This is a genomic window from Pseudomonas sp. R19M (assembly GCF_050312585.1).
Taxonomy (GTDB): domain Bacteria; phylum Pseudomonadota; class Gammaproteobacteria; order Pseudomonadales; family Pseudomonadaceae; genus Aquipseudomonas; species Aquipseudomonas palleroniana.
The window spans coordinates 20520-35754 of the sequence record NZ_JBNPJV010000050.1 but is presented as its reverse complement, the minus strand read 5'-3'; the positions used below and the strand labels follow the sequence as shown (position 1 = coordinate 35754).

Genomic DNA, 15235 nt, shown 5'->3' with positions numbered 1-15235 from the left:
CTACAATGGCGGCTGTTTTTGCCTCACCGGCTTTCAACTTAGGGGATATCCGTGTCAGTGGAACTTTGGCAGCAGTGCGTGGAGCTATTGCGCGATGAGCTGCCTGCCCAGCAATTCAACACCTGGATCCGTCCGCTACAGGTCGAAGCCGAAGGCGACGAGTTGCGTGTCTACGCGCCGAATCGTTTTGTTCTCGACTGGGTCAATGAGAAGTACCTGAGCCGCGTTCTCGAATTGCTCGACGAACATGGCAACGGCCTTGCACCTGCGCTTTCCTTATTAATAGGCAGCAAACGCAGCTCGGCACCGCGCGCAGCGCCGAACGCACCGTTGGCCGCTGCCGCGTCGCAGGCCCAGGTTGCACCGGTTGTTGCTACGCCAAGCCCGACGCCGGCGCCGGCCAAATCGACCGCGCAAAAAGACGTTTCGGAGAATGAAGAGCCGTCTCGCGACAGCTTCGACCCAATGGCTGGTGCGAGTTCGCAGCAGGCCCCGGTCCGCGCCGAACAGCGCACCGTGCAGGTCGAAGGTGCGCTCAAGCACACCAGTTACCTGAACCGTACCTTTACCTTTGAGAATTTCGTCGAAGGTAAATCCAACCAACTGGCTCGTGCAGCGGCCTGGCAGGTCGCCGATAACCCCAAGCATGGTTACAACCCACTCTTCCTTTATGGTGGCGTTGGCTTGGGTAAGACTCACTTGATGCACGCTGTGGGTAATCACCTATTAAAGAAGAACCCGAACGCCAAGGTCGTGTACCTGCATTCGGAGCGTTTCGTGGCTGACATGGTCAAGGCCCTGCAGCTCAATGCAATCAACGAGTTCAAGCGTTTCTACCGTTCGGTGGATGCCTTGCTGATCGATGACATTCAATTCTTCGCGCGCAAAGAACGTTCTCAGGAAGAGTTTTTCCATACCTTCAATGCCCTGCTCGAAGGCGGCCAGCAGGTCATCTTGACCAGTGACCGTTATCCGAAGGAAATCGAGGGCCTCGAAGAACGCCTGAAGTCCCGCTTCGGCTGGGGCCTGACCGTTGCGGTCGAGCCGCCGGAGCTGGAAACCCGGGTAGCGATCCTGATGAAAAAGGCCGACCAGGCCAAGGTCGAACTGCCGCACGATGCTGCGTTCTTCATTGCCCAGCGCATCCGCTCCAACGTGCGTGAGCTGGAAGGTGCGCTCAAGCGGGTTATCGCACACTCGCATTTCATGGGGCGCGATATCACCATCGAGCTGATTCGCGAATCCCTCAAAGACTTGCTGGCACTGCAAGACAAGCTGGTGAGTGTGGATAACATCCAGCGCACTGTTGCCGAGTACTACAAAATCAAGATTTCCGACCTGCTGTCCAAGCGCCGCTCGCGCTCGGTGGCTCGTCCCCGTCAGGTTGCCATGGCCCTCTCCAAGGAGCTGACCAACCATAGCCTGCCGGAAATCGGTGATGTATTTGGCGGCCGTGACCACACCACGGTCTTGCACGCGTGCCGCAAAATCAACGAACTTAAGGAATCCGACGCGGATATTCGCGAGGACTACAAGAACCTGCTGCGTACACTGACAACGTGATGACACCAGCGCAGCTTATTAAGGCAAGGGACTAGACCATGCATTTCACCATTCAACGCGAAGCCCTGTTGAAACCCCTGCAACTGGTCGCGGGCGTCGTCGAGCGCCGACAGACCTTGCCGGTGCTTTCCAACGTATTGCTGGTAGTCGAAGGCCAGCAATTGTCCCTGACCGGTACCGACCTTGAAGTCGAGCTGGTCGGTCGTGTGCAGTTGGAAGAGCCCGCCGAACCTGGCGAGATCACGGTGCCGGCGCGCAAGCTGATGGACATCTGCAAGAGCCTGCCGAACGACGCCCTGATCGACATCAAGGTGGATGAGGGCAAGTTGGTCGTCAAGGCCGGCCGCAGCCGCTTTACCCTGTCTACCTTGCCGGCCAATGATTTCCCGACTGTAGAAGAGGGCCCCGGCTCGCTGACGTGCAGCCTGGAACAGAGCAAGCTGCGTCGGTTGATCGAGCGTACCAGCTTCGCCATGGCGCAGCAGGACGTGCGTTACTACCTCAACGGCATGTTGTTGGAAGTGTCGGAAGGCATCATCCGTGCTGTCGCCACGGACGGGCACCGCTTGGCAATGTGCTCGATGAAGGCCGACATCGGCCAGCCGGATCGTCACCAGGTGATCGTCCCGCGTAAAGGTATCCTTGAACTGGCGCGCCTGCTGACTGAGCCCGATGGCAACGTCAGCATTGTCCTGGGTCAGCACCACATCCGTGCAACCACCGGCGAGTTCACCTTCACTTCCAAGCTGGTTGACGGCAAATTCCCGGATTACGAGCGCGTACTGCCTAAGGGTGGTGACAAGCTGGTACTCGGCGACCGTCAGGCGTTGCGTGAAGCCTTCAGCCGTACTGCGATCCTGTCCAACGAAAAGTACCGTGGTATCCGTCTGCAACTGGCTAACGGTCAGCTGAAGATCCAGGCCAACAACCCGGAGCAGGAAGAAGCGGAAGAAGAAGTGGGCGTCGACTACAACGGCGGCTCGCTGGAAATCGGCTTCAACGTGAGCTACCTGCTGGACGTATTGGGTGTAATGACTACCGAACAGGTTCGCCTGATTCTGTCGGACTCCAACAGCAGCGCCCTGGTGCAAGAATCCGATAACGACGACTCGGCTTACGTTGTCATGCCGATGCGCCTGTAATTATGCTCAGCAGAAGCTAGATGTCCCTCAGTCGCGTCTCGGTCACCGCGGTGCGCAATCTGCACCCGGTGACCTTCTCCCCCTCCCCCCGCATCAACATCCTCCACGGCGCCAATGGCAGTGGCAAAACCAGCGTGCTGGAAGCCATTCATTTGCTGGGGCTCGCCCGTTCGTTTCGCAGTGCTCGGCTGTTACCCGTCATCCAGTACGAACAATTGGCGTGCACGGTATTTGGCCAGGTTGAGCTGGCTGAAGGTGGACATAGCAGCCTGGGGATATCTCGGGATCGCAGTGGGGAGTTTCAAATTCGCATTGATGGGCAAAACGCGCGGAGTGCGGCGCAACTTGCAGAAATTCTGCCGTTACAGTTGATCAACCCTGATAGCTTTCGCTTGCTGGAAGGCGCACCCAAAATTCGCAGGCAATTCCTCGACTGGGGGGTGTTCCACGTGGAACCACGATTCATGGCCACTTGGCAGCGCCTGCAGAAGGCCCTGCGGCAGCGGAACTCGTGGCTGCGGCATGGTACACTTGACGCCGCTTCACAAGCGGCCTGGGACCGGGAACTGTGCCTGGCCAGCGACGAAATAGATGAATACCGCCGTGCTTATATAAAAGCCTTGAAACCAGTCTTTGAGCAGACCTTAAGAGAACTGTTGGATCTCGAGGGGCTGACGCTGAGCTACTACCGCGGATGGGATAAAGAGCGTGAACTGAGTGCAGTGCTCGCCACATCCCTGCAACGGGATCAGCAAATTGGCCATACACAGGCTGGCCCGCAACGTGCTGATTTGCGCCTCAGATTGGGCGCACATAACGCTGCGGATATCTTGTCGCGCGGCCAGCAGAAGTTGGTGGTGTGTGCTTTACGTATCGCCCAGGGTCACTTGGTTAGCCAGGCCCGGCGCGGTCAGTGTATTTATCTGGTGGATGACCTGCCGTCTGAACTCGATGAGCAGCACCGCCGTTCGCTATGCCGCTTGTTGGAAGACTTACGCTGCCAGGTGTTCATCACCTGTGTAGACCACGAATTATTGAGGGAAGGCTGGCAGACGGAAACGCCAGTCGCTTTGTTCCACGTGGAACAGGGCCGTATCACCCAGACCCACGACCATCGGGAGTGAAGGCATGAGCGAAGAAAACACGTACGACTCGACCAGCATCAAAGTGCTGAAAGGTTTGGATGCCGTACGCAAACGTCCCGGTATGTACATCGGCGACACCGATGATGGTAGCGGTCTGCACCACATGGTGTTCGAGGTGGTCGACAACTCCATCGACGAAGCGCTGGCCGGTCACTGCGACGACATCAGCATCATCATCCACCCGGATGAATCCATCACTGTGCGCGACAATGGTCGCGGCATTCCGGTTGATGTGCATAAAGAAGAAGGCGTTTCGGCGGCCGAGGTCATCATGACCGTGCTCCACGCTGGCGGTAAGTTCGACGATAACTCCTATAAAGTGTCTGGCGGCTTGCACGGCGTAGGTGTTTCGGTAGTAAACGCCCTCTCGGAAGAGCTGGTGTTGACCGTTCGCCGCAGCGGCAAAATCTGGGAGCAAACCTACGTGCATGGCGTGCCTCAGGCACCCATGGCGATCGTGGGTGACAGTGAAACCACCGGTACCCAGATTCACTTCAAGGCTTCCAGCGAGACGTTCAAGAATATCCACTTCAGCTGGGATATCCTCGCCAAGCGTATTCGTGAGCTGTCCTTCCTTAACTCCGGTGTGGGTATCGTCCTCAAGGACGAGCGCAGCGGCAAGGAAGAACTGTTCAAGTACGAAGGTGGCCTGCGTGCGTTCGTTGAATACCTGAACACCAACAAGACTGCGGTCAACCAGGTGTTCCACTTCAACATCCAGCGTGAAGACGGCATCGGCGTGGAAATCGCCCTGCAGTGGAACGACAGCTTCAACGAGAACCTGTTGTGCTTCACCAACAACATTCCACAGCGCGATGGCGGTACTCACCTGGTGGGTTTCCGTTCCGCACTGACGCGTAACCTGAACACCTACATCGAGGCCGAGGGCCTGGCGAAGAAGCACAAAGTCGCCACCACCGGTGACGATGCGCGTGAAGGCTTGACCGCGATCATCTCGGTAAAAGTACCGGACCCCAAGTTCAGCTCCCAGACCAAAGACAAGCTGGTGTCTTCCGAAGTGAAGACCGCAGTGGAACAGGAGATGGGCAAGTACTTCTCCGACTTCCTGTTGGAAAACCCGAACGAAGCCAAGCTGGTAGTCGGCAAGATGATCGACGCCGCACGTGCCCGTGAAGCAGCACGTAAAGCCCGTGAGATGACCCGCCGCAAAGGCGCGCTGGATATTGCCGGCTTGCCAGGCAAACTCGCGGACTGCCAGGAGAAGGACCCTGCCCTCTCCGAACTGTACCTGGTGGAAGGTGACTCTGCTGGCGGCTCCGCCAAGCAGGGTCGTAACCGTCGTACCCAGGCCATCCTGCCGTTGAAGGGCAAGATCCTCAACGTCGAGAAAGCGCGTTTCGACAAGATGATTTCTTCCCAGGAAGTCGGCACCTTGATCACGGCACTGGGCTGCGGCATCGGTCGTGACGAGTACAACATCGATAAGCTGCGCTACCACAACATCATCATCATGACCGATGCTGACGTCGACGGTTCGCACATCCGTACCCTGCTGCTGACCTTCTTCTTCCGTCAGTTGCCGGAGCTGATCGAGCGCGGCTACATCTACATCGCCCAGCCGCCGTTGTACAAAGTGAAAAAGGGCAAGCAAGAGCAATACATCAAAGACGACGACGCCATGGAAGAGTACATGACGCAGTCGGCCCTGGAAGATGCCAGCCTGCACTTGAACGACGAGGCGCCGGGTATCTCCGGTGAGGCACTGGAGCGTCTGGTTAACGACTTCCGCATGGTGATGAAGACCCTCAAGCGTCTGTCGCGCCTGTACCCTCAGGAACTGACCGAGCACTTCATCTACCTGCCGGCGGTCAGCCTGGAGCAGTTGGGTGATCACGCGGCCATGCAGGAATGGTTGGCTCAATACGAAGTGCGCTTGCGTACCGTCGAGAAATCCGGCCTGGTCTACAAAGCCAGCCTGCGTGAAGATCGTGAACGTGGCGTGTGGTTGCCCGAGGTCGAACTGATCTCCCACGGCCTGTCCAACTACGTCACCTTCAACCGCGACTTCTTCGGCAGCAATGACTACAAGACCGTGGTTACCCTGGGCGCTCAACTGAGCACTCTGTTGGACGAAGGCGCTTACATCCAGCGTGGCGAACGCAAGAAGCCCGTCAAGGAATTCAAGGAAGCCCTCGACTGGCTGATGGCTGAAAGCACCAAGCGTCATACCATCCAGCGATACAAAGGTCTGGGCGAGATGAACCCGGATCAGCTGTGGGAAACCACCATGGACCCAAGCCAGCGTCGCATGCTGCGCGTGACCATTGAAGACGCCATTGGCGCAGACCAGATCTTCAACACCCTCATGGGTGATGCGGTCGAGCCTCGCCGTGACTTCATCGAGAGCAATGCCTTGGCGGTGTCCAACTTGGACTTCTGATCAAGCCTACGCGCTAAAGCAAAAGGCCAACGCTATGCGTTGGCCTTTTTTATTGCTGCGGGGATGTATTTTTAAAATGCTCCACGTGGAACATAGCCGGTCTTAGTCCGACGTGGTCGTCGCCACACTCTCCAACCGATACCCATACCCATAGATGGTCAGCAACTGCCAGCCTCGATCCGCCGTCAGCCCCAGCTTGTTACGCAGTCGATAGATATGCGTATCCAGCGGGCGTGAGGACACCATTTCCTCATGGGTCCAGAACCGTTCATACAGGTACTCGCGAGACAGCGGCCGCGCCAGGTTGGCGAACAAACAACTGGCCAGTCGATACTCCCTCTCGGTCAGATTGATCGGTTTACCCGCACGGGTAACGGTCAACTCGGCATCGTCAAAGGTCAGGTCATTGAAACTTTGCAGCTCGCTGGTGGCGGGCTTTTGCAGGCCATGACGGCGTAGCACCGCACTGACCCGTGCTTTGAGTTCATTGGGGCGGAAGGGTTTGCTGACGTAGTCATCGGCCCCGCTGTTGAGTGCCGTGACGATGTCGCTCTCTGCGTCCCGGCTGGTCAGCATGATGACCGCAGGGGGGACCTCCATGTGTTCTCGGGTCCAGCGCAACAGGGCGATGCCGCTGATATCAGGCAGTTGCCAATCGAGTATCAGCAGATCGAAGGTTTCCCGGCGTAACTGGCGCAACAGGTCCTCACCGCGCTCAAAGAAATGCAGGGACCACGGCTGTTCCGCAGTGCTGGGGATCTGTCGCAGTGTCTGTTCAACCCGGCGTAGTTCGGCAGGCTCGTCATCCAGTATTGCGACACGCATGGGTGGGTCCTTTCAACTAAAATAGCGGCCGTCGATGGCCTGTTCGACAGCGATTTCGTACAGAGCAAATACCTGGTGTTGAATCTGAATAATTGTGGCCAGACGCAACACCCCGTGGATCAATCGGTACGCTGATAGCAAAGAGCCGTTAACTTATTGAAAACTTTCAGTACCAATGTGGGAAAGATACCGGCTCCTGCTCCTGAGGAAAAGGATCAGCCGACGCATGCGTAACGAGCGTAAAACCTGCGCGTTTTTGTGAGACGCACTATGGAAGCCCCATGTCGATAAGCACCCTGAGCTTTTCTCCCCGCAGCGGGTACGGGACACTCTCCTCGTTCCTACTCATGGCCTTGGTTGCCCTGCCTGTTTGCGCGGCGCCCCGCGCCGCCTACATCGATGATCATTTTGTCTGTCGTGCCCAGCCGCTGCCGGCGGTTGTCCTGCATTTGACAGGGGACGCCTGGAAGCTGGACAGCCAGGGCAAGGCGCACCCTCTGCAAGAAGGCATGACCATCGATGAGCAAGAAGGCGTGAGAACCTCGGAATCGGCGTTCACCAGCCTGTTGTTCGGCGACGGTTCGAGAGTGGTGCTGCCTTCCCATTCGCAGGTGCATTTGCGCTCGGTGCAACCGCTGTCGATTCCCCAGGTCGTTCTTGAACAAGGCCAGGCTGAAGCCTATGTGATCAAGCGGGACAGCGCCTCTGATCGGTTCCAGATCGTGACTCCCGTGGGAGTGCTGGGGGTACGCGGTACGCACTTTCGAGTACGCGATGAAGGTGAGCAATCGGTATTGGAGGTGCTCAACGGTCAGGTCGCGGTCAACCGTGATGTGAAAACAAAGCGGGTCACCGGTCCTGTCGACGGCGAAGTGAAGGTGGATGCGCGTCAGGGACTGTTGTTCACCAGACAGGGTGAACTCAAGCCGGTGGAGCTTCTGCCGGCGCCGGTGTTGGTTGGCCAGGACGGCCAGAAAGGCGACGCGCCGGTGTGGCATTTGTACCTGCGACCATTACCGGGGGCGCAGCGTTATCGTGCGCAAGTTGCCACGGATAGCGCCTTCCTGAACATCAAGCAGCAAAACTTTTCCAGCGAGCCGAAAATGAGCTTCACTGGGCTCAAAGCGTCGTTCTATCACGTGCGTTTGTCGGCCTACGATGAGCACGGCCTGGAGGGAGAAACCGGGGTTTATGACATCTTCTACTACCCACCCGCCACGCAGGCGCAGGCATCCGGTGGCTGACCGATGATGCTCTGGCGCAAGGCCGAGAAACGCCAGCCTACCCATGCCCAACGTTTATTCCACGGCCTGGTTCGGGAATGGTTGTGGATAGGTCTGCTGCTATTGCCGATCACCGCCTACCTGTCCCTCAGCCCGGGGCTGGCACTGAACAACCCGCTGTACGACAGCCTTCGCCGCCTGGCCCCTCTGCCGGTGGACCCGCGCATCTTGTTGGTGACGATTGATGATCAGAGCGTCAAAGCGCTGGGCCGATGGCCCTGGCCGCGCAGCCTGCACGCCGACCTGATCGACCGCCTGAGTGACGCACAACCGGCGGCGATCCTGTTCGATGTGATCTTCAGCGAGCCAGGTGTACCCGCCAATGATCGACGCCTGGCGGATGCGATTTGCAACGCAGGTAACGTGGTATTGCCGTTATTGCGTGAAGGCGCCGCCACCTATAGCGAGCCGGACCCGCAACTCTTGCCCCTGCTCAAATGCGCCAAGGGGCTTGGGCATATCAACGTTGAAGCGGATAGCGATGGCGTGGTTCGTAGCCTCTACCTGCGCGAAGGCCCGCCCGGTGCTACCACACCGCAATTGGCGTGGCTGGCCTACACATTAAGCGGCCAACCGTCTGAGATGCCTGGCGAGCCGATGGCGCAAACCAGCGCGCAGTGGCATCGGGACTACGCTATACGCATCCCGTTCATCGCGGCCCATACCCATTTTCCGAGTGTCTCCTACGCCAGCCTGTTACGCGGTGAAGTCGCCCCTGAGCGGCTGCGCAATCGCCTGATCCTGGTGGGGGCCACTGCCTCTGGAATGGGCGATCGTTTTGTCACCCCGCTGTCGTCGATTGCGGGCACCACGGCGGGTGTGGAGATCCAGGCCAACGTTCTCAACGGCTTGCTGCAAGAGCGCAGCATTGTCGAGCTGCCTGGTTGGCTCGCCGCGTTGATCGCGACGTCGCTGGTGGCCGTGTTACTGGGCCTGCTGCTGTATCGGCCCAGGTACGCCTTGTGGATGACGCTGGGGTGCATGGGTGGCGCTCTGCTGGGGGCATGGCTGCTGCTGCGCATGGGGCACTGGTGGCCGCCGGCGGCGTGTCTGATCGGTTTGCTGCTCAGCTACCTGATCTGGAACTGGCGTCGTCTGAGCGTGATCCTCGCTTATTTCGGCTGGGAACTGGCGCGCCTGGATCACGAACCCAAGGTTCTCCCCGAACGTCGTCGCGCCCCCGCAAGCAAAGGGGATATGTTACAGGCACGGATCTTTGCCTTGGAGCAGGCGGTCAGCCGCACACGTGATACGCGCCGTTTCATGGCCGATGGTCTGGAGTGCCTGCCGGTGGCAACGCTGATTACCGATCCCCAAGGCACCATACTGCTGGCCAATCGCATCGCCCGTGAGGTGTTCGGTAGCGATCTGGTCAGCGCCAATCTGATCGAACAGCTCGCTGATTTGGGTTATCCACCGCTGCACAACGGCGTTCGCCCTGCCCTCTCGGCGTTGGAGCTTGTTGAATTCCGTGACATCCACCAACGCAGCTTGCGCATGGAGCTCGCACCCTTGCTGCCGGCTGAAGGCGACATCGCCCTCGGCTGGCTGCTGAGCCTGACCGACCTGAGCAAGGAGCGCGAGGCCCAGCAACACCGCGAGACGATGTTGCGCTTTTTGTCCCACGACCTGCGTGCGCCACATTCGGCAATATTGGCCCTGCTGGATGTGCACAACAGCGAGTCACCGGTGTTTGCTCAAATCGAACAACAAGTGAAGCGGGCCTTGAGCCTCACGGAATCCTTTGTGCAATTGGCCAAGGCCGAAGCTGACGGCTATCAGTTCCAGCCCACGCTGTTCGCCATGCTGGTGATGGACGCCTTTGACCAGGTGGCGTTGCTCGCCCAACTCAAGGGCATCCACCTCGTCCACGACCTGGATGAAGCCGATGAAGCCATGGTGTCGGCAGATCAATCATTGCTCACTCGAGCGCTGTTTAATGTGCTGGAGAACGCCATCAAGTACTCGCCGTCCGGCACCACCGTCAGCTTGAGCCATAGCAGCGGGCAAGGTGTTCTGGAGTGCCGCATCAGCGATCAGGGGCCGGGTATTGCGCCTGACGACTTGCCCGAGCTGTTCAACCAGTACCGGCGCTTTGATTCGGCCCAGGGCAGCGAAGGGTTGGGGTTGGGCCTGACCATGGTCAAAGCCGTGGTCGAGCGTCATGGTGGTCGTATCCGGTGTGAAAGCGAGTTGGAAAAAGGCTCTACCTTCATCCTTTCCCTGCCCCTCTTGGACGAATAAAAAACGTACTTTTTCGTTGTGCATAAAAAACCGGTCACAAGGACCGGTTTTTTTGACTGAGAAAACTTATGCACGTTTTTCGAGATTTTATAAGATCAAGAAATATGTAATAAAATCAGTTTGTTAAGTTTGAAAATCATCAATTCGCCAACAAACCGTACACAGGTTATCCACAGAAGCTCATACCGCCGGAGTCTCGACCACAACCGGCTCCGGAGGCAACGAACCCATGGCTCGCTGTTGTGCCTCGTTCCACGCGGCAGCGCGATCATTCAGCGCAGCAATGGCACGCGGTCCTTCACCTTCGGCGTACATCGGCTCACCAATCACCACGGTGATGGTGCCCTCGCGTTTTGCCCAACCCGTCTTTGGCCAGAACTTGCCCGCGTTGTGGGCGATTGGCAAAACCGGCAGGTTCGCGTTGACCGCCAGTGCGGTACCACCGCGTGAGAACTTGCCTACGGTGCCGTAGGGCACCCGAGTACCTTCAGGGAAGATCAACACCCAGACGCCGTCCTTGAGCAATTCGTCGCCTTTTTTGGCCACGTGCTTGAGCGCCGCCTTGGGGTTGTCACGGTCAATGGCGATGGGCCGCAGCATGGCCATGGCCCAGCCGAAGAACGGCACGTACAGCAACTCACGCTTGAGTACCTGGCTCAATGGCGAGAAGTAGGCCGACAGGAAGAACGTCTCCCACGTGCTCTGGTGGTTCGACAGAATCACGCAGGGCTGGTCCGGGACGTTTTCAGCGCCCTTGACCTCGAAACGGATGTTGAGGAATACCCGAGTCAGCCACAACGCGCAGCGGCACCAATAGACGTTGATAAAGCGATAACGCGCCTTGAACGGCAAAAAAGGCGCAATAAAAAAGCTCAGGGTGCACCAGAGAAACGAACTGGTGCCCAGCAGCAGGTAAAAGAAAAAGGTTCTGATGGCCTGCAAGATCGACATGGCGGCATTTACCGTTGCGGGACACGGCCCGCCTGTTAAAAGCGCACTCCCGAACAGTCCTTGGCCAGGAAGTCGAGGGCGGCTAGTTGTTGATAAGTTCTGCGGCAACCGCCGCCAGATCGTCAAAAATCAAAGTGCCTACCGGCAGGTTTTTCGCCTGGGTCTTTTCGCCTTTCCCGGTCTTAACCAAAACTGGCTGAGAGTCGACGGCTTTGGCCGCCTCCAGGTCACCGAGGCTGTCCCCGACGAACCATAGCCCAGCCAAGGGCACCTTGTAATGTTCTGCAATGGTTTTCAACATGCCAGGCTTGGGTTTGCGGCAATCGCAGCCCTCGTCCGGCCCGTGGGGGCAGTACACCACCAGCCCCACCTCACCCCCCTGCTCGGCGACCAACGTGCGCAAGCGCGCATGCATGGCGTCCAGGGTCGCGATGTCGTAGTAGCCACGGGCAATGCCGGACTGGTTGGTGGCGATGGCCACCGTCCAGCCGGCTTTGCTCAACTGCGCGATGGCCTCGATCGAGCCGGGCAGTGGAACCCACTCCTCCACCGACTTGATGTAAGCGTCGGAGTCATAGTTGATCACCCCGTCCCGATCGAGAATCAGCAGTTTCAACATAGTCAGCTCAGTGTGGAAATATCAGCGATGCCGATGAACAAGCCGCGCAGGCGCGCCAGCATGGCATAACGGTTTTTCCGCACGCCGGCCTCTTCGGCATTGACCATCACCGCCTCGAAGAACGCATCCACCGGCTCACGCAAGCTCGCCAGGCGCGCCAACGCTTCGGCGTAGTTACGCTCGGCGATCAGCGGCTTCACCGCGTTCTCCGCCTTGGCGATGGCCGAGTTCAGCGAGAACTCCTTGGCATCGGCAAACAGGCCCGGGTCGACTTCGGCGTTGCCCAAGCCTTCGGCCTTGCTCAGCAGGTTCGACACGCGCTTGTTCACGGCGGCCAGGGCATCGGCCTCCGGCAGCTTGCGGAACGCCTGTACGGCTTGCACGCGTTGGTCGAAGTCCAGCGCCGAACCCGGTTGCAGGGCACGTACCGACAGGTAGACGGAAACATCCACGCCTTCGTCTTCGTAACGCGCACGCAGGCGGTCGAACACAAACTCCAGCACTTGCTCGGCCAGGCCGGCTTGCTTGACCTTGGCACCGAACTGGCCGACCGCGAACACCACGGCCTGGGTCAGGTCGAGGTCCAGCTTCTTGTCGATCAGGATACGCAGCACGCCCAGGGCTGCACGGCGCAGGGCATACGGGTCTTTGCTGCCCGTGGGCAACATGCCGATACCGAAGATACCGACGAGGGTGTCCAGCTTGTCGGCGATGGCCACAGCTGCACCGGTCAGGGTGCTTGGCAGCTCGGCACCGGCACCGCGTGGCATGTACTGCTCGTTCAGTGCCAGGGCCACATCCTCCGGCTCGCCGTCGTTGAGGGCGTAGTAGTAACCGGCGACGCCTTGCATCTCGGGGAACTCGCCAACCATCTCGGTGGCCAGGTCGCACTTGGACAGCAGGCCCGCACGCGCAGCCCGTGCAGCATCACCGCCGATGCGTGGCGCAATGTAGGCGGCCAGCTTGGAAACGCGTACGGCCTTGTCGTAGACACTGCCGAGTTTTTCCTGGAACACCACGTTCTGCAGGCGCAGGTTGAAGTCTTCGAGCTTCTGCTTCTTGTCTTGCTTGAAGAAGAACTCGGCGTCGGTCAGGCGCGGGCGAACGACTTTTTCGTTACCGGCGATGATCTGCTGCGGGTCCTTGCTCTCGATGTTGGCCACGGTGATGAAGCGCGGCAGCAACTTGCCGTCCACGTCCAGCAGGCAGAAGTACTTCTGGTTGTCCTGCATGGTGGTAATCAGTGCTTCTTGCGGCACCTCGAGGAAACGTTCCTCGAACGAGCACACCAGCGGCACCGGCCATTCAACCAGGGCGGTCACTTCATCAAGCAGGCTTGGCGGCACGATGGCGGTGCCTTCCTGCAGGCGAGCCAGCTCTTCGGTGCGTTTGCTGATCAGCTCGCGACGCTCGTTGGCATCGGCCAGCACGTAGGCGGCACGCAGGTCATTGAGGTAGTTGGCCGGCGACGTAATGCGCACGGATTCTGGATGGTGGAAGCGGTGACCACGGGAGTCGCGGCCCGCTTTCTGGGCGAGGATGGTGCAGTCGATGACCTGGTCACCGAGCAGCATGACCAGCCACTGGGTCGGGCGTACGAATTCTTCTTTGCGCGCACCCCAGCGCATGCGCTTGGGGATCGGCAGGTCGTTCAGCGAGTCTTCGACGATGGTCGGCAGCAGGCTTGCGGTCGGCTTGCCGGTGATGACTTGGCTGAAGCGCAGTTTCGGGCCGCTCTGGTCGATATCGCTCAGCTCCACGCCACACTTCTTGGCAAAACCAAGGGCGGCCTGGGTCGGGTTGCCTTCGGCGTCGAAAGCGGCCTGGCGCGGTGGGCCGTCAAGGTTGATGCTGCGGTCCGGCTGCTGGGTTTCCAGGGCGGTCAGCAACACGGCCAGGCGGCGTGGCGCGGCGTAGACTTTCTTCGCTTCAAACTTCAGGCCGGCGGTTTGCAGGCCTTTTTCGATACCGGCCAGGAAGGCGTCGGCCAGGGTATTGAGTGCCTTGGGTGGCAGCTCTTCGGTGCCCAGTTCAACCAGGAAATCTTGAGCACTCATTGTGCAGCCTCCAGCTTAGCCAACACTTCATCACGCAAATCCGGGGTTGCCATCGGGAAGCCCAGCTTGGCGCGTGCCAGCAGGTAGGCTTGGGCGACGGAACGCGCCAGGGTGCGGACACGCAGGATGTATTGCTGACGCGCGGTTACCGAGATGGCACGGCGGGCGTCGAGCAGGTTGAAGGTATGGGAAGCCTTCAACACCATTTCATAGCTTGGCAACGGCAGCGGCTGGTCGAGTTCGATCAGGCGCTTGGCTTCGCTTTCATAGAAGTCGAACAGTTCGAACAGCTTGTCGACGTTGGCGTGTTCGAAGTTGTAGGTGGACTGCTCCACCTCGTTCTGGTGGAACACATCGCCGTAGGTCACTTTGCCGAACGGGCCGTCCGCCCACACCAGATCGTAGACCGAGTCCACGCCTTGCAGGTACATGGCCAGGCGCTCAAGGCCGTAGGTGATTTCGCCGGTCACCGGGTAGCACTCGATGCCGCCCGCTTGCTGGAAGTAGGTGAACTGCGTCACTTCCATGCCGTTGAGCCACACTTCCCAGCCCAGGCCCCAGGCGCCCAGGGTCGGCGACTCCCAGTTGTCTTCGACGAAACGGATATCGTGGACCAGAGGGTCCAGGCCGACATGTTTCAACGAGCCCAGGTACAGCTCCTGGAAATTGTCCGGGTTCGGCTTCAAGACCACCTGGAACTGGTAGTAGTGCTGCAGGCGGTTGGGGTTTTCGCCGTAGCGGCCGTCAGTCGGGCGACGACTGGGCTGCACATAAGCGGCGTTCCAGGTTTCCGGGCCGATGGCCCGCAGGAATGTGGCGGTGTGGAAAGTGCCGGCGCCTACTTCCATATCGTAGGGCTGAAGTACCACACAACCTTGCTCGGCCCAGTATTGCTGGAGGGCGAGGATCAAGTCTTGGAAGGTACGCACGGCTGGCGTAGGCTGGCTCACGAAATTCACCTGTTACTTGGGCTGCGATTTAAAGAGCGGGAGTATACCCGATTCG

11 protein-coding genes are annotated in these 15235 nt (G+C 59.0%); 6 read left to right on the top strand and 5 right to left on the bottom strand.

From position 1 onward, the window contains the following. The first annotated feature begins 51 nt into the window (after positions 1 to 51). From dnaA to gyrB, 4 genes are read left to right on the top strand one after another with little or no spacing between them, the layout of a single operon-like run. Positions 52 to 1563 (top strand): chromosomal replication initiator protein DnaA, encoded by a 1512-nt coding sequence (gene dnaA, locus ACQRBT_RS09180; RefSeq protein ID WP_104995078.1) that lies wholly within the window; start codon positions 52 to 54, stop codon positions 1561 to 1563. Positions 1564 to 1601: 38 nt separating this feature from the next. After that, entirely contained in the window at positions 1602 to 2705 is a 1104-nt protein-coding gene (gene dnaN / locus ACQRBT_RS09175) for a DNA polymerase III subunit beta (RefSeq protein ID WP_060756562.1), read from the top strand. A gap of 20 nt (positions 2706 to 2725) precedes the next feature. After that, entirely contained in the window at positions 2726 to 3829 is a 1104-nt protein-coding gene (gene recF / locus ACQRBT_RS09170) for a DNA replication/repair protein RecF (protein ID WP_060756561.1), read from the top strand. A 4-nt stretch (positions 3830 to 3833) separates the two neighbouring features. Continuing rightward, positions 3834 to 6251: a DNA topoisomerase (ATP-hydrolyzing) subunit B gene (gene gyrB, locus ACQRBT_RS09165; RefSeq protein WP_060756560.1), complete on the top strand. Its 2418-nt coding sequence runs from the start codon at positions 3834 to 3836 to the stop codon at positions 6249 to 6251. Between the two features lie 102 nt (positions 6252 to 6353). Here gyrB and ACQRBT_RS09160 read toward each other — a convergent pair whose 3' ends face one another. After that, a complete protein-coding gene (locus tag ACQRBT_RS09160; protein WP_060756559.1) occupies positions 6354 to 7076 on the bottom strand; it encodes a response regulator transcription factor in 723 nt (240 codons plus the stop codon). A 281-nt stretch (positions 7077 to 7357) separates the two neighbouring features. On the opposite strand from ACQRBT_RS09160, the gene ACQRBT_RS09155 reads away from it, so the two are divergent. Both ACQRBT_RS09155 and ACQRBT_RS09150 read left to right on the top strand, forming a co-directional pair. Beyond that, positions 7358 to 8320 carry a FecR family protein gene (locus ACQRBT_RS09155; RefSeq protein WP_412046252.1) on the top strand — a complete coding sequence of 321 codons (963 nt, stop codon included), beginning with the start codon at positions 7358 to 7360 and terminating at the stop codon, positions 8318 to 8320. A 3-nt stretch (positions 8321 to 8323) separates the two neighbouring features. Then, positions 8324 to 10603: a CHASE2 domain-containing protein gene (locus tag ACQRBT_RS09150; protein ID WP_412046253.1), complete on the top strand. Its 2280-nt coding sequence runs from the start codon at positions 8324 to 8326 to the stop codon at positions 10601 to 10603. A gap of 180 nt (positions 10604 to 10783) precedes the next feature. Here ACQRBT_RS09150 and ACQRBT_RS09145 read toward each other — a convergent pair whose 3' ends face one another. The 4 genes from ACQRBT_RS09145 to glyQ all read right to left on the bottom strand — a co-directional run bounded on the left by ACQRBT_RS09145 (position 10784) and on the right by glyQ (position 15180). Beyond that, a complete protein-coding gene (locus tag ACQRBT_RS09145) occupies positions 10784 to 11554 on the bottom strand; it encodes a lysophospholipid acyltransferase family protein (RefSeq protein WP_060756556.1) in 771 nt (256 codons plus the stop codon). Positions 11555 to 11636: 82 nt separating this feature from the next. Next, entirely contained in the window at positions 11637 to 12173 is a 537-nt protein-coding gene (gmhB, locus tag ACQRBT_RS09140) for a D-glycero-beta-D-manno-heptose 1,7-bisphosphate 7-phosphatase (RefSeq protein WP_161548523.1), read from the bottom strand. 2 nt (positions 12174 to 12175) lie between these two features. Beyond that, positions 12176 to 14230 (bottom strand): glycine--tRNA ligase subunit beta, encoded by a 2055-nt coding sequence (glyS, locus tag ACQRBT_RS09135; RefSeq protein WP_060756555.1) that lies wholly within the window; start codon positions 14228 to 14230, stop codon positions 12176 to 12178. Then, positions 14227 to 15180, bottom strand: coding sequence for a glycine--tRNA ligase subunit alpha (gene glyQ / locus ACQRBT_RS09130; RefSeq protein WP_003187265.1), 954 nt, complete (start codon positions 15178 to 15180; stop codon positions 14227 to 14229). Before glyQ ends, glyS begins: the two co-directional genes overlap by 4 nt. Between the last annotated feature and the right edge of the window lie 55 nt (positions 15181 to 15235).

Bases quoted from the DNA above. Each gene is read 5' to 3' on its own strand.
- dnaN (WP_060756562.1), top strand. From the start codon at position 1,602: ATGCATTTCACCATTCAACGCGAAGCCCTGTTGAAACCCCTGCAACTG.
- recF (WP_060756561.1), top strand. From the start codon at position 2,726: ATGTCCCTCAGTCGCGTCTCGGTCACCGCGGTGCGCAATCTGCACCCG.
- gyrB (WP_060756560.1), top strand. From the start codon at position 3,834: ATGAGCGAAGAAAACACGTACGACTCGACCAGCATCAAAGTGCTGAAA.
- ACQRBT_RS09160 (WP_060756559.1), bottom strand. From the start codon at position 7,076: ATGCGTGTCGCAATACTGGATGACGAGCCTGCCGAACTACGCCGGGTT.
- ACQRBT_RS09155 (WP_412046252.1), top strand. From the start codon at position 7,358: ATGTCGATAAGCACCCTGAGCTTTTCTCCCCGCAGCGGGTACGGGACA.
- ACQRBT_RS09150 (WP_412046253.1), top strand. From the start codon at position 8,324: ATGATGCTCTGGCGCAAGGCCGAGAAACGCCAGCCTACCCATGCCCAA.
- ACQRBT_RS09145 (WP_060756556.1), bottom strand. From the start codon at position 11,554: ATGTCGATCTTGCAGGCCATCAGAACCTTTTTCTTTTACCTGCTGCTG.
- gmhB (WP_161548523.1), bottom strand. From the start codon at position 12,173: ATGTTGAAACTGCTGATTCTCGATCGGGACGGGGTGATCAACTATGAC.
- glyS (WP_060756555.1), bottom strand. From the start codon at position 14,230: ATGAGTGCTCAAGATTTCCTGGTTGAACTGGGCACCGAAGAGCTGCCA.